The following is a 24,352-nucleotide window of genomic DNA, read 5'->3' as shown; positions in this document are numbered from 1 at the left end:
GGGGGAAGTGTGTCTGAACGACGGGAAGTGGTTAAAAAGTAGGCAGTTTAAACCGTGCCAATAGGTTTTTAGTAGCATTACGTCTTGGGTAAGATACTTGCTGAGGTGCTATGAGAAATCCGGGCTAACGCGGTTTTGATCATGAGTATTGATACCTGCTGGGGGGGAATGGCCGTCTAAATCCAATTCCTACTCTAAGCTTTGATCACCTTTAATGGTAAACATGCAGATATTTATTATAAGCAAGTACTTAAGCATCAAAATGCCTCACGTTCCTGTTCATTTGGCTGCTCGCGTTCACTCATAAAGCCTGCACTGACACTTTCGCCATCAAACCAGCTGTCCCACGCTTCACCTACGGGGGCGATCAAGCGCGCGCGACCCAAAGCAATAACTTCAACGCGTTTAACGTTTTCAGGCAGCGCAAGGGATTTCGGCATGCGCACCGTTTGACTGCGTTTGCTTTTAAATACCGTTGCCTTTTCCATGGAGGTCCCCATATCTGTACTGCCGTTACTCACAATATACACGTACCATGCTTTCTTTAGTTTGATCGAATTTTGAGATATGTCGAAGGGATATATAAATGCAAAAGGTAAGAATCGACCTAGTCTCCGACGTGGCCTGCCCGTGGTGTGCCATTGGTTATCGGCGTTTGGAGCAGGCGCTAGAGACGCTCGAGGGTGAAATCGACGTCGAGCTGGTATGGCAGCCCTTCGAGCTGAATCCTGATATGCCGCCTGAAGGCGAGCCGATTTTGGAGCACTTGTGCCGCAAGTACGGCAAAGACGCGGATACTATGCAGCAGTCCCAGCGCGAGATCATGGCCGCCGCCGAGGCGCTTGGCCTGAATTTCCGGGGTGCGCTGGAGCGCCGGGCGAACAATACGTTTGCCGCGCACCGGGTGCTGGCGTGGGCCGGAACCCAACACCAAGAGACGGCGCTGCAGTTGGCGCTGTTCGAGACCTATTTCGGTGAAGCGAAAAATCCCGCTGACCCCGAGGTGCTTCGCGAAAAGGCCATCGAGGTGGGGCTGGACGGCGACACCGCCGAGGCTATCGCCCGCTCTGATCAATACGCGGACGAAGTGCGTGAGGCCGAGCAGCGTTTTCGGCAGGCAGGGGTCAACGCCGTGCCTGCGTTCATTCTCGAAGGGCGTTATTTGATTTCAGGTGCCCAGCCTGCTGATGTGCTTGTGGATGCGCTGCGCCAAGTGGCCGAAGAGAACGCTAGCGGCTAAGGTTGCCGGATGAACGCTCATTCATAGGGCATCACCAGCGGCCCGCGAGCTTGAAGGGAGTCACGATGAAAACGATTGGCTTAATCGGCGGGATGAGTTGGGAGTCCACGCAAACCTACTACCGCCTTATCAACCAGCATGTGCGCGATGCGCTGGGCGGGCTGCATTCCGCCAAGGTGGTGCTGTACAGCGTGGATTTTGCCGAGATAGAGGCGCTGCAGCACCAGGGCGACTGGCAGGCCACCGCCGAGATACTGGTGGCAGCGGGTAAGTCGGTCGAGGCCGCCGGGGCCGATTTTCTGGTGCTGTGCACCAACACCATGCACAAGGTGGCCGAACCGCTGGAAGCGGCCGTATCCATTCCGCTGCTGCATATCGCCGATGCCACGGCCCAGGTGCTGCAACAGCAGGGCATTGGCTGCGTGGGGTTACTTGGGACGCGGTTCACCATGGAGCAGGCGTTTTATATCGAGCGCCTGCAGCGCCACGGCATCGAGGTGGTGGTGCCCACCGAGCCACAGCGCGAGCGCGTGCACTCGGTGATTTATCAAGAATTGTGTTTGGGCGTGGTGAAGGCAGATGCCAAAGCTGACTATCTTGAAATCGTCGATTCGCTGGCTGAGCGCGGCGCGCAGGGCGTGATTTTAGGCTGTACCGAGATCGGCCTGCTGATCCAGCAAGCCGATACGAGCGTGCCGCTGTTCGATACCACTGAGATTCACGCAGCGCAGGCGGTGCAGTGGGCGTTGGAGCATGGTTAGTCAGACGCCTGTGTAGTGACATTTTTAAGCGCTGGCTTCTCAAAGAGGCCAGCGCTTTCTTTCTTACTGCAAAAACTCTCGCAGTGTATCGCTGGCTTGCTCGATGGAAACGACGCCATCCAGGTGGCCCCGGTTGCCTTCCAGCGTTTCCAGGATTACCTCGGTGCCGTCAGCCTCAATCAGCTCGGCGGTGCGGCGCACGCCCTCGGGGGCGAAGACCAAATCATTCTCGCTATACAGCATCAGCGTGGGCGCTTCGATGGCGGCGAGGCCTGCTTCTAACGAGTCGCCGTGGCCTGCCATAAAGGTTTGGTTGGCGCGCACCAGGTAGAGCAGATGGTTGGCATCGGAGAGCTTCGCCCGTGCGCCTGCGATGTCATCCAGGGTTTGCTCGATGGCATATAAGGCGTTGATATCCTGGGCGGGGTCGCGCGCGTCGTCGGCCCAATCGCGGTTGAACGCTTTGTTGGCCCACTGCCAGTGGTTGGCATTGAGCGTGACCAGCTTCAGCGCCTCTTTTAGCCCCTCGGAGGGCGGCTCGCCGTTGTAGTAGTCGCCTTCGTTCCAGTGGGCATCCAGGCGAATCGGCGCGGCCCAGGCGCTTAGTGTGGCCAGCAGCCACGGGTCGGCCATGCCGCCACCAATTACGGGAATCAACCGCTCGACCCGTTCAGGGTAAGCGCTGGCCCACTCAATAGCCTGCAAGGCACCCATGGAAGCACCCATCACCGCATGCAGCGATTCAATGCCTTGGCTTTCTAGCAGAGCGCGCTGCACCTCGACAAAGTCACGAATAGTCACTACGGGAAAATCCATGCCCCAGGGCTCGCCGGTATCGGGGTTGATGGAAGCGGGGCCGGTAGTAGTGACGTTAGGGTCATTCGCCCCCAGGTTCACCAGTGTATCGGAAGAGATGATGTAGTACTCATCGGTATCCAGCGGCTTGCCGGGGCCAATAATGGCATCCCAATAGCCGGTGGGCTCGCCATCGGCCTCGTAGCGGCCTGCGGCATGGCTGTTGCCGGAGAAAAAGTGGGTAATTAGAATCGCGTTATCGCGAGCCTCGTTTAGCTCACCGTAGGCTTCCCAGCCGATCGTCACGTTGGGAATCGTCTCGCCGCCCTGAGTGGTAAAACTCTCCATCTCGAACGTCTGCTTCTCGACCACGCCATCCCAGGCCCATAAGGGCGTGGCCAACAGCAGGCCAATGCTGGTGAACGAGGCGGCCGTTACTAGCGCGAATGGTTGCTTGCGTCGCATGCGCTTTCCTTTTTTGAGGGATTCTTGTGGTTGTTTTAGGGCTGCTCATCGCAGCCATTCCCTCAGCATAGTCAGCGTTAGCCGATTTTAAACGGATTCAGCCCATTGGCCTGCTGCATCATCATGCGTTTGGCAAACGGCACGCGCTCGGCCAAGTGCAGGCTGAGATCGCCCAGTTGGCGCAGCGGTTTTGCGCCGGTGAATAGGTGGTGGAAGCTGTCGGTGGCGGCAATCATCGCTTGGTTGGCGAGGCGGCGCTGGCACTCGAAGCGGTGCAGGCTGATGTGGTCGCCGGGGTCGCGGCCTTTGATGATCAGCTCGGCGAGGGTGTCGGCGTCGTGCAGGCCGATGTTCAAGCCTTGCCCTGCCAGCGGGTGCACCACGTGGGCGGCGTCGCCAATCAGCGCGAGGCGTTTGCCGATGTAGCGCTTGGCGTGCTGGCGCTTGATCGGGAAGCTGGCCCGCGCCACGATGCGGGTGAGCTTGCCCAGGCGTTGGGGGAAGGTGGTTTCGATGGCGTGCTGGAGCGCATTGTCGGAGAGCTGTTCGCGGGCTTTGGTGGCTTCGTCGCTGTCGTACCACACCAGCGAGGCACGCTGGCCGGGCAGCGGCAGCATGGCAATCGGCCCTTTGGGGGTAAAACACTGCCAGCTAACGTCCTGCTGGGGCAGCTCGGTCTCGACGTTAATGATCATCGCCCGCTGGTGGTAGTCGTAGCTGGTCACGCCAATGCCCGCCAGCTCGCGTAGCGTAGAGCGGGCACCATCGGCCCCCACGATCAGCCGGGCGCTTAGGGTTTTGCCGTTATCCAGCTCTAGCATGCGGGCGGTGGTGGCCGCCATGGTGCTCAGCGGGGCGCACTGGGTGTAGCAGGTCACGCTTGGCAGCGCTTCCAAGCGTTGCCACAGGGCGTATTGCAGGGCGCGGTTTTCGATAAAGATACCGAAGTCGTTCATGCCGCTCTCTTCGGCGGAGAACACGGAGTGGCCGGTGCCATCCTGATTGGCCACATCAATATGCCGGAACGGGCAGCAGCGCTCGCCGGGCAGTATCGTGCCGCTGGCTTTCACGAACGCCAGCGAACGGGCGTTGAGCGATGAAATACGCAGGTCGTAGTCGCCGCTGGCGGGTTTGGGGGCGCTACCGCGCTCGACGAGCCCCACGGAAATGCCCGCTTGGCCTAACCGTGCCGCTAGGGCCGCGCCCACCATGCCGCCACCGACAATAATAATCTCGTGATCCCACTGCATGAGAGGCTCCTTACTCCGCTATCGAGGGCACATTGCATGTGCTTATATTGTCATACAGTATCGTTGACTTGTCGCAGTGTTGCCTAGGGTGATCCATTGACGCAGGCCGTGGAAAGTTCAGAAAAACGCGAGAGCAGCCAGGTGGCCGGTGAAGCGCTGGCCGCGTTCATCAAACGCCACCCCAAACTCTGGGTGATTACCGGGGCGGGGGTGAGTACCGACAGTGGGATTCCCGATTACCGCGATGCCGATGGCCAGTGGAAGCGGCCGCCGCCGGTGCAGCACGGTGATTTCATGAGCTCCTTTGCCGTACGCCAGCGTTACTGGGCGCGGGCGCTGGTGGGCTTCAAAGCCATGCGCGAAGCCCAGGTGAGCGGGGCGCACCGAGCGCTTGCAGAGCTTGAGGCCATGGGGCATGTGGCGCTGCTGGTCACGCAAAACGTGGACCGCCTGCACCAGCGGGCGGGCTCGAAAAAGGTGATCGATCTTCACGGCAGAGCGGACGTGGTGGCCTGTATGGCCTGTGGCTATCAAATGATGCGCCACGCCATGCACAGCGAAATGGCGCGCATGAACCCAGCCTTTGCCGCGCTGGACGCCCACCACGCGCCGGATGGTGATGCGGATCTGGAAACCGATTTCTCCACCTTTAACGTATTGGACTGTCCGCGCTGCAAGGGCATTCTCAAACCGCAGGTGGTCTATTACGGCGATGTGGTGCCCCCAGCGCGTCGGTTGGCGGCCCAAGCGGGGCTGCAGCAAGCCGATGCGGTGCTGGCGGTGGGTACGTCGTTGATGGTCTATTCTGGCTACCGCTTCTGCCGGGATGCCCATGCCATGGGCCTGCCCGTGGCATCGCTCTCGCTGGGCGTGACTCGCGCCGATGAGTTTTTGACTCACCAGTGGCGCGCGCCGCTAACGCCGGTGCTGGAGCAGGCGGTGGCCCGCTTGAAGGGCGCTTAACGCGCTTTAGATACCCACGGGTTGCCCTCGCTCCATAACCGCCAGGGGGCGTCGCGGTCGGCGGGTTGGGCGTAATCGATGCCGACTCTTGGGCCGCTGGCAATCGCGCTGAGCGGCTCGCCAGACGTAATCCACAATCCGTTCGACGGATCGCTGTTCTGCGTCATATCGTGGCCGTAGAGGGCGTTATCGATAAGCAGCGCGCGGGTGAGTTTGCCAGGGCCGTTACACAGATTGCGCCCCGCGACGCTGCGCCATGCGCGCATGGCTGGCTCGCCAATCACCGGTTCCACCGCGCGAATCAGTACCGCGCAGGGGTTGCCTTCTGGCTGGGTGACCACGTTCAGCAGCCAGTGCATGCCGTACACCAAATAGACGTAGGCGTGACCGGGCGGGCCAAACATCGCCTCGGTTCGCGGGGTTCTACGCCGGTGGGCGTGGCAGGCGGAATCTTCCGAGCCGCGGTAGGCCTCGGTTTCCACGATGCGCGCGGCCATCAGCTCGCCATCCAGCTGGCGCACCAGCTAACAGCCAAGCAGGTCTCGGGCCACTTCCAACGTATCGCGGTTGTAGAAACCCAGGGGCAGGGGCGTGAGCGCCTCTTGTTCTATCGGTGACTTAACAGGGGTTAACGCGTCTCTTTGCGGCATGCTATCGCCCATTACTTGAGTAAGCTGCTAGGGTATTCTTTAGGCCATTCATTGAAAAGCGGAGTTGCCCGTGCTGTCTTTCGAACATCAGTTCGCCACCTTGCCGGAACCCCTGTGGGTGGCGTGCCAGCCCACGCCCGTTGCCCAGCCCAGCCTGATCGCCTTCAACGATGCCTTGGGCGCGCAGCTAGGCATGCAAACGCGGCCCGACGACGCCACGCTGGCCCAGTGGTTCAGCGGTAACCAGCTACCGCCGAGTGCCGAGCCTAGAGCGTTGGGCTACGCCGGGCACCAGTTCGGTAACTTCGTGCCTCAGCTAGGCGATGGCCGCGCGCTGTTGTTGGGCGAAGTGGTGAACCAGCAGGGTGAGCGCCGTGATGTGCAGCTAAAAGGCAGCGGGCGCACGCCGTTTTCTCGCGGTGGCGACGGCCGTGCGCCCCTTGGCCCGGTGCTACGCGAATACCTGGTGAGCGAGTTCATGGCCGCCGTGGGCGTACCTACCACTCGCGCCTTGGCTGCCGTTTCAACCGGCGAACGCGTGGTGCGCCAAATGGCCGAGCCGGGAGCCGTGCTGACCCGCGTGGCCAGCAGCCATATTCGCGTGGGCACGTTCCAGTTTGCCGCCGTTCGCCGCGATGAAAGCGCGCTAAAAGCGCTGGCCGACCATGTGATTGCCCGCCACTACCCAGAGGCGGCCAATGCTGACGATCCGTACCTGGCGCTGTTGGAGGCGGTGACCGCCCGCCAAGCGGCGCTAGTGGCGCGTTGGATGAGCTTGGGCTTTATTCACGGCGTGATGAATACCGACAACTGCAGCATTGCCGGTGAAACCATCGATTACGGCCCCTGCGCGTTTATGGAGCAGTTCGACCCGCAGAAGGTGTATAGCTCCATTGACCAGGGCGGGCGCTACGCCTTCGACAATCAGCCTGGCATTGCCCAATGGAACCTGGCTCGTTTTGCCGAAACCCTGCTTCCGCTGATGCGCGTTGAGGGCGATGCTGCGGTAGAGCAAGCCACCGAGGTGCTACGCGGCTTTACCGCTCGTTTTGGCGCCGAGCAGCGCCGCCTGCATGCCGACAAGCTGGGCCTTGCCCCGGAAAGCGATCGCGCCGTGGCGCTGATGGAAGCGCTAGAGATCCAGATGCATCAAGGCCGCATGGACATGACCGCGACGTTCGACGCGTTGACGCACTATGCTCAAGTCTTGAGCGCGGACACGTCAGCCCACTCCCAAAAAGAGGCGCTGCTGGCGCTGACCACGCAGCCCGCTGGCCTGACCGCTTGGCTGGCCGACTGGGAAAACGCCCAGCAAGCGAGCCAGCAGAGTGAGCGTCTGGATGCCATGCGCCACGCCAACCCGGTGGTGATTCCCCGCAATCACCGCATTCAAGAGGTCATCGATGCGGCGGTAGAAGGCGATTTCGCGCCTTTCCACACGCTGCTCGCGGCGGTCACGCAGCCCTTTGATGAATCCGAAGAAGCGCGCCGCTTGGCCGCTCCGGCCACGGAAAGCGAGCAGGTGTTGCGCACCTTTTGTGGTACGTGATTTAGACCAGCGAGTATGGGCGGAAAACCCGTAGCGGGGGTCTTTCGCCAGGGATGGCGAAAGTAGCGTCCAGGGAGGGATTCACAGCGCCCCCGCCTAGGGTTTTGCTGCTCATCAGCGCTGTAGCACACCCTGTGATAAACTGTGCTTTTTTACAGGTAAGGGCGGAGGCAAGGTCGGCCTGTGCGCAAAATCATCCACTGCGACTGTGACTGCTTCTATGCGGCGGTAGAGATGCGCGATAACCCCGCGTTGACCAATATCCCCATTGCCATTGGCGGCAGTGTGGAGCAGCGCGGGGTGGTTGCCACCTGCAACTACCCGGCGCGTAAGTTCGGTATTCACTCCGCCATGCCTATGGCCCAGGCGCTCAAACGTTGCCCCCATCTCACGGTGATTCGGGGCGATATGGCGAAGTACAAAGATGTTGCCCGCCAGGTGTTTGCCATCTACCGCGATGTGACCGAGCTGATCGAGCCGCTGTCGCTGGATGAAGCCTTTCTGGATGTCTCGGAGGTCACGCTGTACCACGGCAGCGCTACCCGCATGGCCGAAGCCATTCGCCAGCGGGTGAGGCAAGAAGTGGGTATTACCGTTTCGGCGGGCGTGGCACCCAACAAGTTTCTCGCCAAGATCGCCAGCGACTGGCGCAAGCCCGATGGTCTCTTTGTCATCACGCCTGACGATATCGACGCCTTCGTGCAGCAGCTGCCGGTGAAAAAGATCCACGGCGTGGGGCCGCGGACCGCTGAAAAACTCGCCGAGCTGGGCATTCAGACCGGCGCGGATCTGCGCGCCCGGCCGTTGACCGAGCTGGTGGAACGCTTTGGCCGCTTTGGTCATCGGCTACACGAACTTAGCCACGGGCGCGATGAGCGCCCGGTCAAAACCCACCGCGAGCGCAAGTCGATCAGCACCGAGCAAACCTACTCCCAGGATTTACCCACCCTAGACGCCTGCCGCCAGCAGCTCCCCGAGCTGATCAGCGATTTAGAGCGCCGTTACGCTCGCCTAGACCCGGCCCCCGCCGTGCGCGGGGTGATGGTGAAAGTAAAGTTCAACGACTTCACCCAAACCACTGTCGAACACGCCGACCCCGCACCTAACCTGGAGCAGTTTGAGACACTGCTCAACGTGGGCTGGGCGAGGGGCGCACGCCCCGTGCGCCTGCTGGGCGTCGGCTACCGCTTGGCGGAAGAAACCGCTGCCCAGCAGCTCTCGCTGTTTTAATTAGCCGGTTAATCCTTGGATGGATTGACGAGGTTCGGTGCCCGCGTTAAAACAGACGTATGATAGATAGCGCCCCTTCCCGTTAGCCGACCCGCGAGCCTGCCATGCCTGCCGATGCCACCCAACGCCCCCGCTTAGTGTTTGCCCATGCCAATGGCTTTCCCGGCTTGAGCTACCGCAGCCTGTTAGACCCACTGGCAGAATCGTTCGATGTCCACCCGCTGGACCGCCTGGGCCACCACCCGGATTATCCAGTGAACCATAACTGGAGCAACTTGGTGGATGAATTGCTCAGTTACCTGCCCGAGACCGACGCGCCACTGCTGGGCGTGGGGCACTCGTTGGGCGGCACGCTGATGGCCATGGCTGCCGACAAGCAGCCGGAGCGTTTTCGCGGTGTGATCATGCTCGACCCGCCGCTGATGCTGGGGCCGGATGCCTGGGCGATGAAAGCGGCCAAGCGCTTTGGATTGATGGATCGCATCACACCGGCGGGTAAAACCAAAGGGCGTCGCAGCGTGTGGCCCAGCCGCGAGGCGATGGCGACCTCGCTGCGTCGCCGTGGTCTCTTCCGTCGCTTTACCCCCGAGGCACTCAACGACTACATTGAAGCAGGCACGCGACTACTGGACGACGGCAGCGCTGAGCTGACCTTCGACCCCAACATCGAGCTGGAGATTTTCCGCCACTTGCCGGATCACCTCTCCAAATTACCGCAGCGCGTGGGTGTGCCCATTCAACTGGTGGCGGGGCAGCAGTCGCACTTGATGACGCCGGGGCGGCTCAAGCGTATCGCTCGTCGCGGGCTGCCGGTCAGCACGGTGCCGGGGACACACATGTTCCCCATGGAGCATCCAGATGAGACGCGTACGGCCATACTGGCCGCGTGGCAGCAGTTTCGAACTGCGCCATAGAAACGATCGAGGAGGCGATATGTACCTTTCTGTACAGCTAAGCTACTACCCGCTGGCCGATGATTTCAAGCCAGTCGTCAAAGAGGTGGTCCAACGATTGGAGGCTACCGGACTGGAGGTTCACCCCAACCGAATGAGCACCCAGGTATTTGGCGAGTTCGATGAGGTGATGGCGGCACTGAGTGACGTGATGAAGTGGTCGTTCGAGACCCACGGAAAAGCCGTGTTTACCGCCAATTTCCTGGAAGGCGACCGGCGGCCACGGTAAATGATGCCGTCGGGGAGGGCTTCCTAGCCGTTTCCGCCTGCTTCGAAGGGCGTATTGCTGATGAAGCGGTTTCGCCAATCAGCACGCCACTGCGGCATGCTGATAAAGAAGTGCTGCATCTGCTTATCGAAGCGCACCCAAACGATGGCCTCTAAATAGCGGCTATTCTCGGATGTCGTCGAAAAGTCGATATGCTGCGTGTCGAAAAGGGGCGTGCGATAAACGTTCGCGGGCGCTGCCCGCTCGATGACACGCAGGTAAGCGACGCCTCCCAAGGGGGCGAGTAGTCCTGAGACTCTCACCGATTCGATCAGGTAATCGCCCATCGGGCTGACCACCGAGACGCTCGCGGGCGCATGAAGGGTGCGATAAAGGCTCACGCACAGCGTGAGTGCGACGAGCAAGGCCACGCCAACCGCAGCGCCTGCGACGCGCTTCATGTCATCGTTCCGTCGTTGAGTAGTCGAGTCATCGCTCCTTACCGAGGCTCACGTAACGCTGCGCTCAGCACTTCGCACGCAGCGTTACGTTTGATCACTTAGGCAAATGACGAGTATTACTCACTTTTAGCGCTCGTGCAGTTGGTTATTTCACCGGCTAGCTGTTCCAGTAATGCGGAGTACAGTCCCGCCTCCAGCGTCAAGCCCACGCCGAGTGGATCCATCACGCCCAAGTACGCCGACGTATCCCCAAACACGTTGTTGACCATCTGCGGGTTGAACTGCGGTTCGCTGAAGACACACTGAATATTCTCTTCGTTGACGAGCGTCTGTAACGCCTCGATGCGTGCCGGGCTGGGAGCGGATGCATCGCCGATGGAAATGGCCCCCGCGGCATGAACGTTAAAGGCCTCTTCGAAGTACTGGTACGCATCGTGGAACACGATGAAGCGGGTGTCCGTGCTGTCGGCCAAGCGCTCCTGGAGGCGCTGTTCGAGGGCGGTCAGTGACGCTTGGCCCTGTGCGGCATTATCGCGATAGGTGGCGGCGTTATCCGGGTCGAGTTCGCTTAGCTGCTCGGCGATGGCCGCCAGCCACTGGCGGGCATTCCCAGGGGCGAGCCAAGCGTGCGGGTTCATGCCGGTATGGCTGTGATCATGACCATGGTGATCATGCCCGTGGTCATGCCCGTGTTCATGGTCATGCTCGTGTCCGTGCTCATGCTCGTGATCATGGTCATGGTCATGGTCATGGCCGTGTGCCAGCTCACCGTCTAGAGAAAACGTCGCCCCCTCGCGATATTCCAGCGTGCGGGTGCCGGGAACGTCCATCAGTTCTAGGTGGTGAGCGTCGCCCGCTAGATTGTCCACCGGCCCTTCCAGCCAAGGGGTGAGCGCATCGCTGACCCATATCACCAGATCCGCACTGTCCAGCGCGCTGGCTTCCGATGGACGCAGCGAATAGCCGTGGGGAGAGGCGCCGGGCTGAATGAACAACTCGGGCGAGCCAACGTCGCCCATCACGATCGATACCAGTGAGTAAACGGGGGGAATATCGACCGCGACGCGGGGCACTTCCGCCGAGGCTGCTAAGGGAAAGGCCGTTAGTAATGGCAGAGCGAAGTACGTAAAGAGGTGTGGCATGAGGGCTCCTGATGAGACGAGGCTGAGTGAACGAGACAAGAAAGGACATCCAAGTATCGCTAGTCTTGATATTTATGTTATAACATAACAAATGCGTCAAGAGCGGATGTCAATGATGTCACTTGCATCTTACCTCCATCGTGAAGCGGTACTTAGCGTTCGTCAGTTGAACGTTCGCTTCGGTGGGCAGCAGATACTCGAGAATATTCATCTCGACTTGTTTCGTGAACAGGTACTCACGTTGATTGGCCCCAACGGCTCGGGAAAGTCGACGCTGGTGAAAACCCTGGTGGGCGCGGTAAAACCCACCTCGGGCAGCGTTACCATCGCTCCGAATCAGTGCATTGGGTACGTGCCCCAACGGCTCCATCTGGACCCTACGCTACCCATGACGGTCCAGCGCTTCATCAACTTGCCGCGCCGCCACTCACGTCAAGAGGTCGATAGCGCCCTTGAAGACGCCGGTGCCGAGACACTGCGGCAGGCCAATATGAGCGAGCTGTCAGGGGGACAGTTTCAGCGCGCACTGCTGGCGCGAGCGCTGCTGGTCAAGCCCGATATTTTGATTCTCGATGAGGCAACGCAAGGCCTCGACCACCAGGGTACGGCGGCGTTTTATCGCCATATCGATAGCGTTCGCCGCACGTACGGCTGCGCCGTTTTAATGGTCAGCCACGACCTGCACGTGGTGATGCAGACCTCGGATCACGTGCTTTGCCTGAATCGCTGCGTCTGTTGCCAGGGCAAGCCCGAGCACGTGGCCTCGACGCAGGATTATCGCTCGTTGTTCGGTGACCAGGCCGCACGAACGCTGGCGCTCTATCGTCACCAACCCCAGGAGACCGCCCATGTTGGATGACTTCATGTGGCGCGCCATGTTGGCGGGCATCCTCGTAGCGATGGCCGCCGCTCCGCTGGGCTGTTTCGTGGTGTGGCGGCGTATGGCGTACTTTGGCGATGCTACGGCCCACGCGGCCATTCTGGGCGTGGCGCTAGCGCTGTTGATGAATATCTCGATTTTCCTCGGCGTACTGGCGGTGGCACTGTTAATGGCCACCAGTGTTTCCCTGCTGAGCGGCCGTGGCTACGCCATGGATACGCTGCTTGGCGTGATGGCCCACTCGGCGCTCGCGATTGGGCTGGTCGCCGTGTCGTTTCTTAGTGGGGTCCGTATCGACCTACATGCGTACCTGTTTGGCGATATTCTGGCCGTCGGTAAACAGGATTTGTGGGTGATCGGCGGCGGCGTGGCGTTGGTGTTGCTGCTGCTGTGCTGGCGGTGGTCCTCCTTACTGGCCGCCACTCTCAGCGAGGAGCTGGCCTATGCCAGCGGCATTCAGCCGCGTCGTGAACAGTTAGTGCTCACTCTGGCGTTGGCCCTGGTCGTTGCCGTGGCGTTGAAGGTCGTCGGTGTTCTGCTGATCGCCGCTCTGCTGATCATACCCGCCGCCACGGCGCGTCCGTTTTGTCGCACGCCCGAGACCATGGCGCTGCTTGCAATGGGGGTGGCCATGCTGTCGGTGGCGGGAGGGCTGAAAAGCGCCTATCTCCTCGATACGCCGACTGGCCCTACCATCGTCTCGCTCGCTGCCCTGCTGTTCATGCTGTCAACGCTGATCTCCCAGGGCTGGCGGCTCGTTCGTCAGCGCTTTGCGCTCGAGTCGGAGCGCTTTCCCATGCGTTAACGCCGCCGTGCTGGCAGCGGTCGACCGTCTGCCCCGGTGCGAGCGTGTGGCCGTCTCCATCGCTTCTTCACACTATCGGAGTTCTCATGATGTCGTCGCCCGTGTCTTATGTATCCCCCGCTGACGCATGGCCTGCGCACGCGGCCATTGGTCAGGACATTAGCGTGTTACCGCGTATTTTCGAAGAGGCCGTGAATATCGCGATTTTCGAACGCCCCATGCCCGCTGAGATCGCCTTGAGTGCCCAAGCCCAGTGCCAAACGGAGCGCGCCTGGCAATATAGCTGGTTGGGGCAGCCCGACGATGCCATGGTGGCGGACCTGCTGCGTCAGCTTCCCGCACCTGAAGCAGCCAAGCCGCTGGTGGACGACATCGCCACCATTGCCGAAGCGATGGCCTTCCTATTCGAAACGCGTACCGTCGGTCTTCGCCTGCGCTTGCTTGATGGTGCCATGTGCCCCCGCTTTCACTGCGACAACCTGCCGGTGCGGCTCGTCACGACCTATGTGGGCCCAGGCAGCGAGTGGTTGCCGGAGGACGCCATCAATCGTCAAGGGCTGGGGGCGCCGCACCCCGATAAACCCGAGATTGCCACCGACAATGCGGCAGTCCGGCGCCTCTCGCCCGGCGATATCGGTTTGATCAAGGGCAGCGGCTGGATCGGCAGCGAAGAGCGGGGCCTGGTGCATAGAAGCCCGTCACTGGAGAGCGGTAGTAAGCCCCTGTTGATGAGTATCGATCCCGCCTAGCGCTGGGAGTCTCTCTTTACAAACGACTCGGCAGCGCATGAGCGCCGAGGGGCACCCATGATCGCTGCCTATTTTGTGTGACTTTATAACGTACTATTTTGGATGGGATGACGCTATGCCAGATCAAGGCAACCCCGCCGACACGCGCCCGAGAAAGGCTGATAAAGCCTGGGCAGATAAGCTCCTGGCGATGCCCGACAGCGACTATATGAACGACGAACAGCTCGCCTTTTTCCGTCAGCGGTTGCTGGAGGAGCGCGATGAGATAGAAGCGCATCTACAGGAAATCCGGTGCGTCATTGCTTCCCACGAGCGTGACAGCGACGAGGCCGATCAAGCGGCGTTCGAGGAGGAGCTGAGTTTGGCGTTGCGGCAAGCGGATCGCGAGAGCCGTCTGCTCAATAATATTGCCGCCGCGTTGAAACGTATCGAACACGGCGACTACGGCTACTGCGACGAAACCGGAGAGCCCATCGGCTTGGCCAGGCTGATGTTTCGGCCCACCGCCAAGCTCTGTATCGAAGCGAAAGAGCGCCAGGAGCAGCACGAGCACCATTACCGCAAAGCAAGGTGGGGATAAGGTATATGCAGGATCCATCGTTAACACCCATCAACCTACTCACGGGCTTTCTGGGCAGCGGTAAAACCACGCTGCTCAACCGCTGGGTACACCAAAGCTCCATGCAGAACACCCTGGTGGTGATCAACGAGTTCGGTGCTATCGGGCTCGACAACCAGCTGATTACCCACAGCGATGAGCAGGCGGTCATCGAGATGAGCAGCGGCTGTTTGTGCTGCACGCTACGGGGGGATCTTAGCCGCACCTTGCAGCAAGCGTGCGATGGCTTGGAGGCGCAAGGGAAACCACTGCCCGCCCGCGTGGTGATCGAAACCACTGGGCTGGCCGAGCCAACGTCTCTGCTCCAACTGTTGATGACGGATCACTGGTTAGCACACCGATTCAGGCTGGATAGCGTGGTGTGCTGTGTGGATGCGGTCAATGGGGTTGCTACGTTGGATGCCCACCAGGAGGCGCAGCAGCAAGCCGCCGTGGCGGAAAAGCTGCTGATCACCAAGACGGACTTGGCGAGCGACGAGCAGGTTTCTCGCCTAGCGAATCGCTTGGCCAAACTCAACCCTGCCGCCGAGCAGTGGCAGGTGGTCAACGGCGAACTGTCGGCCGATCTACTGGTGGGCGCGGGGCTTTACTCGGAAGAAAGCCAAGCGTTCCAAGTGGCTCAATGGCTTAGCGCCAGCCGTTACGAGTTACATCCGGTGGAGCAGTACAAGGGGGCTTTTGCCAACTCGCAGGCCAACGCGGTCCAGCATGGCGATGGCATCCACTCCTTCTGCTTTAGTGTGGACGAGCCGATCGAGCCGGACGCCTTGGAAGAGTGGCTGAACTTGTTGATGTCCCTGATGGACGAAAAGATGCTGCGCATGAAAGCCGTGGTACACCTGACCGACAGAGAAGCCCCGCTGGCACTGCACGGCGTGCAGCATATTTTTCACCCGCCGGCGCCGCTGCCCAAGGCCAGTGTGGGTGATCGTGTCTCCCGCTTCGTTTTCATTACCCAGAACGTGTCGCCCGATACCGTCGCAGGACTCTACCGCTTTTTTACCGCCGCTCAAGAGGTTACTCCATGATCGTTTCCACCATGCCCGATGTCGCCAAGCAAGCCCCTAATTCGCAGGGCACGTTGACCCGTGTGGGCATGGAGGGCATCGCGATGCCGGTACTGCTCGGCACCCAGCGCGTCGCTGCCAAGCTCGATGCCACGGTCAGTCTCGACGCGAAAGAGGCCCGGGGCATTCATATGTCGCGGCTCTATCTAGGGTTGGCGCCGCTCGAGCAGACACCGCTCTCCCTAGGGTTGGTGCAGAGCGTGCTCGAGCGTTTTTTAGCCAGCCAGGAGGGGCTGTCCCAGCACGCCTACCTCAGCATCGCAGGGGAGTTACCGCTCGAGCGCGCCGCGCTGATTAGTCCGCTCTCGGGGTGGAAGTACTACCCCTTCACGTTGCGCTGCGAGTTGTCCCCCGATGGGTTTCAATCGGCGCTCGATCTCGAGGTGGGCTACTCTTCGACATGCCCATGCTCGGCTGCTTTGGCGCGGCAGTTGATTCAGCAAGCCTTCGAAGAGGACTTTGAGGACATACCGCTGAGCAAGTCGGCGGTATTGGCGTGGCTGGGCAGTGAAGAGGGCATCTTGGCGACGCCCCATAGCCAGCGTAGCGTGGCTCACCTCACGCTTCGCCTTGCCACGACGGACGACGCTGCCATCTCGATAGAAACGTTCATGGAGAACATGATCGACCGGGTAGAGCGAGCCTTAGGTACGGCACTGCAAACCGCCGTCAAGCGCATCGACGAGCAGGCGTTTGCCTTGGCCAACGGGCAGAACCTGATGTTCTGCGAGGATGCCGCACGGCGGCTGGACACCACGCTGCGCCAAGCGCCAGGTGTGTCGGGGTTCCGGCTAAAAGTGGTGCATGCCGAGAGTCTGCATGCCCATGACGCGGTTGCCTATAGTGAATGGTGGGAGTGAAAGGAGAGATGAAGAGAGCGCTGGCGTAGTGGCCAGCGCTCGGGGATGGCGAGTGTCGGGCTAAACCGTCAGTGAGCCAACATTTCGTCGACGATATCTTCGCCACTGAGCGACGAAGGATAGTAGGTCGGCCAGTGGGTCAACTCCTCCAGCAGCGCTTCACGATCATCTCCCCAATACAAGTGGTAGTGGCCTGCATCCGTCGGATAGATGCTGTGGTCGCTGAACTGAATATAGTGGGGGAGCGCATCGTCGCTGGCGTCGTCTGCTAGTTCGAAGATGAAGCGAACGCCTCGGTTACCGGCCTCGTAATTCAAGATCTCGTAGCCATCGTACTGGTAGTCGCCGGTCATCGACTCGCCGTTGGCAAAGAAGGTGACGCTGCTACCATCGATCACGATCCGCTCGACATCGGTGGCATAACCGGTGTCGTAGTAGGCTTTGTACTCTTCGGCAGTTTTATCGCCTTGTTCGGCTTTATGCGCGAAGACAGGGTCTAGAGTGCCGTCAAGTAAATAGGGATATACGGATTGCCAGTCGCCTTCCCAGTCGGAAAGCGCGCGATCGGCAATTTGCGCATCGTCGAAATAGCCCGCGTAAATATCGTTGTCATGCGCATGGCCCTGGTCGTGATCGTGGCTATGATTGTGGTCATGGTCATGGTCATGGTCATGGTCATGGTCATGGTCATGCGCATGGGCTTCACCATCATCGTGGTGATGGTCGTGATCGTGATTAGCAAAGGCATGCGGGGCGCTGGCTAGGATCGCAATGCTTAGCGCCATCGCGCAGGACTTCTTGTTAGCAAGTGTTGGCATGATCGAATCTCCGTTGTGTTGTTTTGATATGTTATAACGTATTGCAAGAGGCGTTCAATAGAGGAGTCGTGATTGACATCAACATGTCCGACAGTATCGCGTGTTTTCTGTGATGCTAAAGCTGCAGCGACGTGTACATAAGAAGGAGAGGGTGTTCGCGTGGGTCAGTAGGCCGGTTCCCCTGTTCATCTGACGAGATACGCCGTACACAAACGACAGCGCCGCCCTTAGAGGCGGCGCTGTGGCTCGTATCGAACGCTTAGATCAGTGATTCCAGGCAGGACTCGATGATATCCAGGCCTTCATTCAACACGTCATCTTCAATGGTGACGGGCATCAAGAAGCGAATGGTGTTGCCGTACATACCGCAGGAGAGCAGGATCAGCCCCTCTTCGCGGGCTTTCTTGCACAGCGCAGCGGCCAGGTCTGGGTTTGGCGTGCGGTCGGTTTTGTTGTTGACGAGTTCGAACGCGGCCATGGCACCCATGTTGCGCACGTTGTCGATGCAGTCGAATTTGCTCTGCCAGCCACCGAAGCGCTGAGCTAGCTTTTCACCCACCGCTTGGCTCTTCTCGAGAATGTTCTCTTCTTCGAAGACTTGCATGACGGCCAGCGCCGCTGCACACGCAGTGGGGCTACCGGTATAGGTGCCGCCCAGGGAGTTCGGGCCTGAGGCATCCATGATTTTATCGGTACCGACCACGGCAGAGATCGGCATGCCGTCGGCCATGCTCTTGGCCATGGTCATCATGTCCGGCTCGACGCCGCTGTGCTCGATGGCAAACATCTTGCCGGTACGACCAAAGCCCGACTGCACTTCGTCGATGATCATTAGCATACCGTGCTCATCGCAAATTTCGCGGATCTTTTCCAAGAAGCTCTTCGGGGCCGGATAGAAACCGCCTTCACCCAGCACCGGCTCCAGAATGATCGCGGCGGTGTCTTTCGGGTTGGCGTCGGTTTTCAGCGCCATTTTCAGGCCGCGAATCGCTTCGTCTTCACTCACGCCGTGATAAGGCACCGGGTAGGGGGCGCGGAAGACGGTGCCGGGCATCGGGCCGAAGTCGGTTTGGTAGGGCGCGACCTTACCGTTCATGGCCATGGTGTAGAAGGTCCGGCCATGATAGCCGCCGTCGAAACAGATGACATTAGAGCGGCCGGTGGCGGCGCGGGCAATTTTTACTGCGTTTTCCAGCGCTTCGGCACCAGAGTTGGCCAGCATCACTTTGGCGTGGCCACGCACAGGAACGATGTGGCTCAGCTTCTCGGCCACTTTGACGTAGCCTTCATAAGGCATGACCGTTTGGCAGGTATGCATCACCTTATCTAATTGGGCTTTGACGGCGGCCACGACTTTTGGATGCCGATGCCCCACGTTCAACACGCCAATGCCGCCTGCGAAGTCGATGAAGCGGTTGCCGTCGGCGTCCCAGATCTCAGCGTTTTCGGCGCGATCCGCAAAGGCGGTAGCGGGGCTTGCAGCGCCCGCCGCGACGTATTTCTGCTTTAGTTCGTTAAGCTCGGCATTGCTCATGACTCAGCTCCTTTTAGGATAGGGTGTTGCTTTAGCATAGTGCGCAATAGCGTTGATCACACAGGTGACGGTGCGATGACAATCCGGTTGCGCCCGGCTTGTTTGGCCTGATACATCGCTTTATCGGCGCGATCAAGCATTCGAGTACTCGAGGCTTCAATGTAGCATGCGATGCCCGCCGATAGCGTGACGGTTAGCGCATGTTCGGTGTAGGGCGTTCGCGCGACTTCTTGGCGAATGCGCTCCATGGCGATACGGGCCGAATCGGCATCGACTTCTGGCATGATGATCAAGAACTCTTCGCCGCCAAGACGTATTTGGAAGTCGGTCTCTCGCAGCTGTTGATTGACGACCTGCGTCAGCGCTTGTAGAACGCTGTCGCCGGTACTGTGGCCGTAGGTGTCATTGATGTTCTTGAAATCGTCGAGATCGAACAGCACGATGCTAAGTGGGTTGCCGTAACGGCGAGAGCGTTCGATCGCCTCTTCGAGTTTGGCGAGGCCTTGACGACGGTTGAGCAGCCCAGTGAGCTCGTCATGGTGGGCCAAATACTCCAAACGTTCGTTGGCCTGTTTCAAGCGCTCCTCGAGCTGCTTGCGCTGGGTGATATCGACGATGAAGGTGACTTTGCGCGATTGACCATCGTCGCCCTCGATACGGGCAGCTTCGGCGATGATGGTGCGGGCTTCGCCATTCTTGCAGCGCACTTCCCACTCCTGACGCAGTTCATGGGTCTCCTCGCCGTGGATGAACTCATCGTGCAATTGACGCATTTGGGCGCGGTACGCTTCAGGCACCACGAGCGTGAAGTGCTGGCCAATCAGCTCCTCTTCTCGATAGCCGTAAAATTGACAGTAGGCCGGATTGACCATCTCGAAATACCCGTGAGGATCGGTAATGCAGATACCGAGAGGCGCCGTTTTGATGACGTTCTCCGTATTCCGTTTGGAACGGTTCACCAATTGGTAGAGATGGTCCGTGCTCATGCTGGTCATTCAGCTCTCCGTGCGTCGCTGGGACTCTGACCGCAGCGCCTCGAGCAGCGGGGTCAATTCGGTGCCCAGTTTGCCGATCGCCGGTTTGGCATAGAAGAAGCCCTGCTGACGTGTAATCCCCGCCTGGGCAAGCCATAAGGCTTCAGCGCGGGTCTCGACACCTTCGGCAATCAGCGTCATGTCGAGTTCGGAGGCGAGCACAATAATGGCATTCAGCAGCGCCTGACGACGAGGGTCGTGGTCGCACTGCATCACCAGTTCGCGATCGATTTTCAGCTTGTCCGGGGCGAGGTCGGTGAGCAGGTCCAGGTTGGCATAGCCGTTACCGAAGTCATCGAGAGCGGTTTTGAAGCCCATGGAGCGATAGGCGTCGATGATGTTGCAGAGGTGTTGCCGGTCGCGCACACGCTCGGTTTCGGTGATCTCGAAAATGAGCTTGTCGGTTGGCCAGCCGACTCGCTGCGAGACTTCTAGCGTTGCCTGAATACATGCTTCCGGTTCGTATACGGCATTGGGAAGAAAGTTGATGGAAAGATCCGTTTCCATACTTAGTTCACTGGCAAGCTCGATGGCTTTGACTCGGCAGGATTGATCAAAGCGGTAGAGTAGGTCATCGGTGACTTGGGAAATGACACTCCAAGCCGACTCGCCATTGATGCCTCGAACCAAGGCTTCGTGGGTCGTCACGCGTGCCAGGGCAACGTCCACGATGGGTTGAAACGCCATCGTGAAATCAAAAGGGAGCGCTCCCTCGCAGCGTTTACACGTGCCATTTACCCGCGCGCAGTTACCCATAACGTCTCCTGACATGTTCGCTTGCGCTCGCTAACGTGGCGGCAATACCGCTCACCTTGATTGTCAAAAGCCCGAGTATGTCCGTGCTTTGTTAGACAGGTATCAACAGAGAAGATATCGCCAGTCTAGCGGCTTATGTCATGTCTGTATAGGTTTTGTATAGCGAAGTGGGCGATGAGGTGAACGCTTTCCTCCCAATAAAAAACGCCCCGAAGGGCGTTTTGAGAAGCGGGGCGGTAGGCTCGTTTGCCGCCAATAGCGTCTGATTAGATTATGCCCGCTTGGCGAAGCGCTAGGCGCTGCTCATCGCTGATGCCGATGGCATCCAGCACGCTGTCCGTGTGCTCGCCAAGCGTGGGCGGCGCTGTCGTGGCACTGATCGATTCGCCGTTGATGCGGATCGGATTGGCTACGAGGTTGACCTCACCTGCCTGGGAATGTGGCAACGTTTGTTTCAATCCGCGTGCTTTGACATGGGGGTCGTCGAACACGCGATCCAGGGTATTGATCGGCCCGCAGGGCACGCCCACGGCCTCGAAGGCCGAAAGCCAAGTATCGGTAGGTTGTGCGCCAAGTGCCAATTCCAGAAGCGGTATCAAGGTGTCGCGATGCTGAACTCGGCTGCCGTTGGTGGCGAAGCGCTCGTCTTGAGCGAGCTGCGGCTGGTCGATCACCTGGCAGAAGCGTCTGAACTGCTCGTCATTACCGACTGCCACGATCATATGACCATCGGCCGTGGCAAAGGCTTGATAGGGCACGATGTTGGGGTGTGCATTACCCAGACGTTGGGGCACCTGGCCAGACGTCAGGTAGTTCAACGCCTGATTGGCCAACACGCCCACCTGCACATCCATGAGCGCCAGGTCGATATGGCAGCCTTCGCCACTGTCGCGGCGCTGGTATAGCGCTGCCAGCACCGCATTGGTGGCATACAGGCCCGTGAAAATGTCGGTAATGGCGACCCCCACCTTGACTGGGCCGCCACCGGGTTCACCGTCGGGTTGGCCGGTCAGGCTCATGAGGCCGCCCATGGCTTGGATCATGAAGTCGTAGCCCGCCCGGTGGGCGTAAGGGCTTTCCTGGCCAAAGCCGGTGATGGAGCAGTAGACCAAGCCGGGATTGAGTGCTTTCAGGCTCGCGTAGTCCAGGCCATACTTTTTCAGCCCGCCCACCTTGAAGTTCTCGAGCAGCACGTCCGACTGCGCGGCGAGCTGCTTGATCAGCGCTTGGCCTTCGGGCTTGGCCATATCCACCGTCACCGAACGCTTACCGCGATTGGCGCACAGGTAGTAGGCCGACTCATTGCTGCCGGAGAGCCAGGGTGGCCCCCAGTGGCGTGTGTCATCGCCGCTTTGGGGGCGCTCTACCTTGATCACCTCGGCACCCATGTCGGCCAGCATCTGCCCGCACCAGGGGCCTGCCAGTACCCGAGAGATATCGAGTACCTTGATGCCTGCCAGGGGCTTTGCGACTGTGCTCATCGGGTGCCTCGCTGAGTAGCTACGAATTTAGAAGAACGACTGGATGCCGGTTTGTGCGCGGCCCAGAATCAGGGCGTGCACATCGTGGGTACCTTCATAGGTATTCACGGACTCCAGGTTCACCATGTGGCGGATCACGCCGTACTCGTCGGAGACGCCATTGCCACCGTGCATGTCGCGCGCCACCCGGGAGATGTCCAGTGCTTTGCCACAGTTGTTGCGTTTGATCAGCGAGATCATTTCCGGCGCCCAGTTACCGCTGTCCATCAGGCGGCCCACCTGCAGGGCGGCTTGTAGGCCCAGGGTGATTTCGGTCTGCATGTCGGCCAGCTTCTTCTGGATCAGCTGGTTGGCGGCCAGCGGGCGGCCAAACTGTTTACGGTCGAGGGTGTACTGACGGGCAGCGTGCCAGCAGAACTCGGCGGTGCCCATCACACCCCAGGCGATGCCGTAGCGGGCTTTGTTCAAACAGCCGAAGGGGCCTTTCAGGCCGCTCACGTTAGGCAGCAGGTTCTCTTCGGGGACGAAGGCGTTGTCCAACACGATCTCGCCGGTGATGGAGGCGCGCAGAGAGACCTTGCCTTCGATTTTCGGGGTGGAGAAGCCTTCGGTGCCACGCTCGACGATGAACCCTTTGATTTGGTTGTCGTGGGCGGCAGATTTCGCCCATACCACGGCAATGTCGGCAATCGGACTGTTGGTGATCCACATTTTGGCGCCGGTCAGGCGGTAACCGCCATCGACCTTTTCCGCACGGGTAATCATGGAGCCTGGGTCGGAGCCATGGTCGGGTTCGGTCAGACCAAAGCAGCCGACCATCTCGCCGCTGGCAAGCTTAGGCAAGTACTTATGCTTCTGCTCTTCGGAGCCGTAGGCTTCGATGGGGTACATCACCAGCGACGACTGGACGCTCATGGCCGAGCGGTAGCCGGAATCGACACGCTCTACTTCGCGGGCGATTAGGCCATAAGCCACATGGTTGACGCCCGCACCGCCGTATTCCGGAGACACCGTGGCACCTAGCAGGCCCAGCTCGCCCATCTCGTTCATGATCTGTCGATCAAAACGCTCTTCACGGAAGGCGCTGAGCACCCGAGGCTGCAGGTTTTCCTGGCAGTAGTCGTGAGCGGCATCGCGGATCTGGCGCTCTTCGTCGGTGAGCTGGCTTTCCAGCAGTAGCGGGTCGTCCCAGTTGAAGCGTGTCATGGCGTGAACTCCGAAAGATGATCGTGTTGAGCCCAATGTATCGCCGTTATTTAAAAATTTCTACATTTTTTTAAAACGAAGATTTTAATCGATGCCACGGGCTTGGAGTACCCGGGTAATGATGGGGACTGGCGTCATGAGGTGGTCGCGCATCAGGTTAGCGGCTTGCTCGGCGTTGCGCGCCAGAATCACGTCGACCAGAGCGGCATGCTCCTGGCGTTTGGTGTCAAGGGCTTGGGGCGACATGACGGTCTCTTTCAGCCATAAATGGCGGTAGCGCTCCACCTGATCGAAGAGGGTGTCACGCATTTGCAGCAGGTGCGGCGAGTTACAGCCGCTGGCGATGGCGGTGTGAAACGCTTTGTGGCGCAAATCCCAACCATCCAGCAGCTCGTCGGGGGAGCTGACTTCGGTCACTTTGGCTAGCCGGTGGGCGGTCGCCAGTACGTTGGCTTCCCAATCGTCGTCGCCGCGCTCGATCGCCAAGCGCAAAATCAGCCCTTCCAACTGGGCGCGGGCATCGTAGATATCGTTCAGCTCGGCCAGCGACATGGCGGCCACTCGGTAGCCGCGTTGACTGATGGCGACCACCAAACGGTCGGCCACCAGCTGTGAAAGGGCTTCGCGCAGCGGCCCGGTGCTCACCCCGTAATACGCTTTCAAGCGGCTCATCAAGAGCTTCTCTTCAGGCGCGTAGCGGCCGCGAATGATGTCATGCTTGAGCGATTGGTAGGCGCTCATCGCGAGGTTTTGACGCGGGGCTTCATGCTCCATGGGAACTCCTTGAACCAATGTGGCTTAGACCAATGTAGGGGCGTGGCGGTCAACGCTGAATAGCGGCTATTATCAATAAATTTTGAAAATTTGGCACAGGTA

Annotated in this window: 27 protein-coding genes; 13 read left to right on the top strand and 14 right to left on the bottom strand. The window is 59.7% G+C overall.

Going from position 1 to position 24,352, the window contains the following annotated elements; translation table 11 throughout:
• Positions 1-257: 257 nt before the first annotated feature.
• Positions 258-488, bottom strand: a complete 231-nt coding sequence (gene vapB / locus MHM85_RS17115) for a type II toxin-antitoxin system VapB family antitoxin (RefSeq protein ID WP_153842124.1) — start codon at positions 486-488, stop codon at positions 258-260.
• Between the two features lie 98 nt (positions 489-586).
• Between vapB and MHM85_RS17110 the strand changes: the two genes are divergently transcribed.
• Complete coding sequence (locus MHM85_RS17110; RefSeq protein WP_219862900.1) at positions 587-1,240, top strand: DsbA family oxidoreductase; 654 nt, start codon at positions 587-589, stop codon at positions 1,238-1,240.
• Between the two features lie 65 nt (positions 1,241-1,305).
• On the top strand, positions 1,306-2,001 hold the full coding sequence (locus MHM85_RS17105) for an aspartate/glutamate racemase family protein (RefSeq protein ID WP_219862902.1): 696 nt from the start codon (positions 1,306-1,308) through the stop codon (positions 1,999-2,001).
• 63 nt (positions 2,002-2,064) lie between these two features.
• Here the strand turns inward: MHM85_RS17105 and MHM85_RS17100 are convergent, their stop codons facing one another.
• Positions 2,065-3,261, bottom strand: coding sequence for a homoserine O-acetyltransferase (locus MHM85_RS17100; RefSeq protein WP_219862904.1), 1,197 nt, complete (start codon positions 3,259-3,261; stop codon positions 2,065-2,067).
• A 77-nt stretch (positions 3,262-3,338) separates the two neighbouring features.
• Positions 3,339-4,511, bottom strand: a complete 1,173-nt coding sequence (locus MHM85_RS17095) for a UbiH/UbiF/VisC/COQ6 family ubiquinone biosynthesis hydroxylase (RefSeq protein WP_219862906.1) — start codon at positions 4,509-4,511, stop codon at positions 3,339-3,341.
• A gap of 108 nt (positions 4,512-4,619) precedes the next feature.
• Here MHM85_RS17095 and MHM85_RS17090 point away from each other — a divergent pair, with 108 nt between their 5' ends.
• On the top strand, positions 4,620-5,474 hold the full coding sequence (locus MHM85_RS17090; RefSeq protein WP_239285191.1) for an NAD-dependent protein deacetylase: 855 nt from the start codon (positions 4,620-4,622) through the stop codon (positions 5,472-5,474).
• Here MHM85_RS17090 and MHM85_RS17085 read toward each other — a convergent pair.
• Together MHM85_RS17085 and MHM85_RS18445 are read right to left on the bottom strand one after the other, a co-directional pair.
• The gene (locus MHM85_RS17085; protein WP_239285189.1) at positions 5,471-5,995 is read right to left on the bottom strand and encodes a DNA-3-methyladenine glycosylase; all 525 of its coding nucleotides are present in this window, start codon (positions 5,993-5,995) and stop codon (positions 5,471-5,473) included. The two genes, MHM85_RS17090 and MHM85_RS17085, sit on opposite strands and share 4 nt — an antisense overlap.
• Positions 5,996-5,998: 3 nt before the next feature.
• On the bottom strand, positions 5,999-6,124 hold the full coding sequence (locus MHM85_RS18445) for a hypothetical protein (protein WP_275443327.1): 126 nt from the start codon (positions 6,122-6,124) through the stop codon (positions 5,999-6,001).
• A 70-nt stretch (positions 6,125-6,194) separates the two neighbouring features.
• Between MHM85_RS18445 and MHM85_RS17080 the strand changes: the two genes are divergently transcribed.
• The 4 genes from MHM85_RS17080 (at position 6,195) to MHM85_RS17065 (ending at position 10,085) form a co-directional block, all read left to right on the top strand.
• Positions 6,195-7,673 (top strand): YdiU family protein, encoded by a 1,479-nt coding sequence (locus MHM85_RS17080; protein ID WP_239285187.1) that lies wholly within the window; start codon positions 6,195-6,197, stop codon positions 7,671-7,673.
• Between the two features lie 183 nt (positions 7,674-7,856).
• Complete coding sequence (dinB, locus tag MHM85_RS17075; protein WP_219862916.1) at positions 7,857-8,903, top strand: DNA polymerase IV; 1,047 nt, start codon at positions 7,857-7,859, stop codon at positions 8,901-8,903.
• 104 nt (positions 8,904-9,007) lie between these two features.
• The gene (locus MHM85_RS17070) at positions 9,008-9,817 is read left to right on the top strand and encodes an alpha/beta hydrolase (protein ID WP_153842133.1); all 810 of its coding nucleotides are present in this window, start codon (positions 9,008-9,010) and stop codon (positions 9,815-9,817) included.
• Between the two features lie 19 nt (positions 9,818-9,836).
• Entirely contained in the window at positions 9,837-10,085 is a 249-nt protein-coding gene (locus MHM85_RS17065; RefSeq protein WP_153842134.1) for a YkoF family thiamine/hydroxymethylpyrimidine-binding protein, read from the top strand.
• Positions 10,086-10,108: 23 nt separating this feature from the next.
• Here MHM85_RS17065 and MHM85_RS17060 read toward each other — a convergent pair whose 3' ends face one another.
• Together MHM85_RS17060 and MHM85_RS17055 are read right to left on the bottom strand one after the other, a co-directional pair.
• A complete protein-coding gene (locus MHM85_RS17060) occupies positions 10,109-10,525 on the bottom strand; it encodes a hypothetical protein (RefSeq protein ID WP_219862918.1) in 417 nt (138 codons plus the stop codon).
• Positions 10,526-10,641: 116 nt separating this feature from the next.
• The gene (locus tag MHM85_RS17055; RefSeq protein ID WP_219862921.1) at positions 10,642-11,667 is read right to left on the bottom strand and encodes a zinc ABC transporter substrate-binding protein; all 1,026 of its coding nucleotides are present in this window, start codon (positions 11,665-11,667) and stop codon (positions 10,642-10,644) included.
• Between the two features lie 112 nt (positions 11,668-11,779).
• On the opposite strand from MHM85_RS17055, the gene MHM85_RS17050 reads away from it, so the two are divergent.
• The 6 genes from MHM85_RS17050 (at position 11,780) to folE2 (ending at position 16,647) form a co-directional block, all read left to right on the top strand.
• Positions 11,780-12,526 (top strand): metal ABC transporter ATP-binding protein, encoded by a 747-nt coding sequence (locus MHM85_RS17050; RefSeq protein WP_239285185.1) that lies wholly within the window; start codon positions 11,780-11,782, stop codon positions 12,524-12,526.
• Positions 12,516-13,352: a zinc ABC transporter permease subunit ZnuB gene (gene znuB, locus MHM85_RS17045; RefSeq protein WP_219862923.1), complete on the top strand. Its 837-nt coding sequence runs from the start codon at positions 12,516-12,518 to the stop codon at positions 13,350-13,352. The genes MHM85_RS17050 and znuB overlap by 11 nt, the downstream gene beginning before the upstream one ends.
• A gap of 86 nt (positions 13,353-13,438) precedes the next feature.
• The gene (locus tag MHM85_RS17040; RefSeq protein WP_343218337.1) at positions 13,439-14,101 is read left to right on the top strand and encodes a DUF1826 domain-containing protein; all 663 of its coding nucleotides are present in this window, start codon (positions 13,439-13,441) and stop codon (positions 14,099-14,101) included.
• Positions 14,102-14,216: 115 nt separating this feature from the next.
• Complete coding sequence (gene dksA, locus MHM85_RS17035) at positions 14,217-14,681, top strand: RNA polymerase-binding protein DksA (protein WP_139525111.1); 465 nt, start codon at positions 14,217-14,219, stop codon at positions 14,679-14,681.
• Between the two features lie 5 nt (positions 14,682-14,686).
• Positions 14,687-15,748, top strand: coding sequence for a GTP-binding protein (locus MHM85_RS17030; RefSeq protein ID WP_219862925.1), 1,062 nt, complete (start codon positions 14,687-14,689; stop codon positions 15,746-15,748).
• Entirely contained in the window at positions 15,745-16,647 is a 903-nt protein-coding gene (gene folE2 / locus MHM85_RS17025; protein WP_219862927.1) for a GTP cyclohydrolase FolE2, read from the top strand. The genes MHM85_RS17030 and folE2 overlap by 4 nt, the downstream gene beginning before the upstream one ends.
• Before the next feature lie 68 nt (positions 16,648-16,715).
• Here folE2 and MHM85_RS17020 read toward each other — a convergent pair whose 3' ends face one another.
• From MHM85_RS17020 to csiR, 7 genes are all read right to left on the bottom strand, one after another.
• On the bottom strand, positions 16,716-17,465 hold the full coding sequence (locus MHM85_RS17020; RefSeq protein WP_219862929.1) for a metal-binding protein ZinT: 750 nt from the start codon (positions 17,463-17,465) through the stop codon (positions 16,716-16,718).
• 259 nt (positions 17,466-17,724) lie between these two features.
• The gene (gene gabT / locus MHM85_RS17015; RefSeq protein WP_219862931.1) at positions 17,725-18,999 is read right to left on the bottom strand and encodes a 4-aminobutyrate--2-oxoglutarate transaminase; all 1,275 of its coding nucleotides are present in this window, start codon (positions 18,997-18,999) and stop codon (positions 17,725-17,727) included.
• Positions 19,000-19,055: 56 nt separating this feature from the next.
• Complete coding sequence (locus MHM85_RS17010) at positions 19,056-19,994, bottom strand: sensor domain-containing diguanylate cyclase (protein WP_219862933.1); 939 nt, start codon at positions 19,992-19,994, stop codon at positions 19,056-19,058.
• A complete protein-coding gene (locus MHM85_RS17005) occupies positions 19,995-20,789 on the bottom strand; it encodes an EAL domain-containing protein (protein WP_139525656.1) in 795 nt (264 codons plus the stop codon). It abuts the gene before it with no gap.
• A gap of 266 nt (positions 20,790-21,055) precedes the next feature.
• A complete protein-coding gene (locus tag MHM85_RS17000; RefSeq protein ID WP_219862936.1) occupies positions 21,056-22,270 on the bottom strand; it encodes a CaiB/BaiF CoA-transferase family protein in 1,215 nt (404 codons plus the stop codon).
• 27 nt (positions 22,271-22,297) lie between these two features.
• Positions 22,298-23,476, bottom strand: a complete 1,179-nt coding sequence (locus tag MHM85_RS16995) for an acyl-CoA dehydrogenase (protein ID WP_239285183.1) — start codon at positions 23,474-23,476, stop codon at positions 22,298-22,300.
• Between the two features lie 84 nt (positions 23,477-23,560).
• The gene (csiR, locus tag MHM85_RS16990) at positions 23,561-24,250 is read right to left on the bottom strand and encodes a DNA-binding transcriptional regulator CsiR (protein ID WP_153842146.1); all 690 of its coding nucleotides are present in this window, start codon (positions 24,248-24,250) and stop codon (positions 23,561-23,563) included.
• Positions 24,251-24,352: the final 102 nt, after the last annotated feature.

It is taken from the genome of Halomonas sp. McD50-4 (assembly GCF_022348135.1).
Classification (GTDB): domain Bacteria; phylum Pseudomonadota; class Gammaproteobacteria; order Pseudomonadales; family Halomonadaceae; genus Vreelandella; species Vreelandella piezotolerans.
This window is presented reverse-complemented; position numbering and strand designations above follow the sequence as displayed.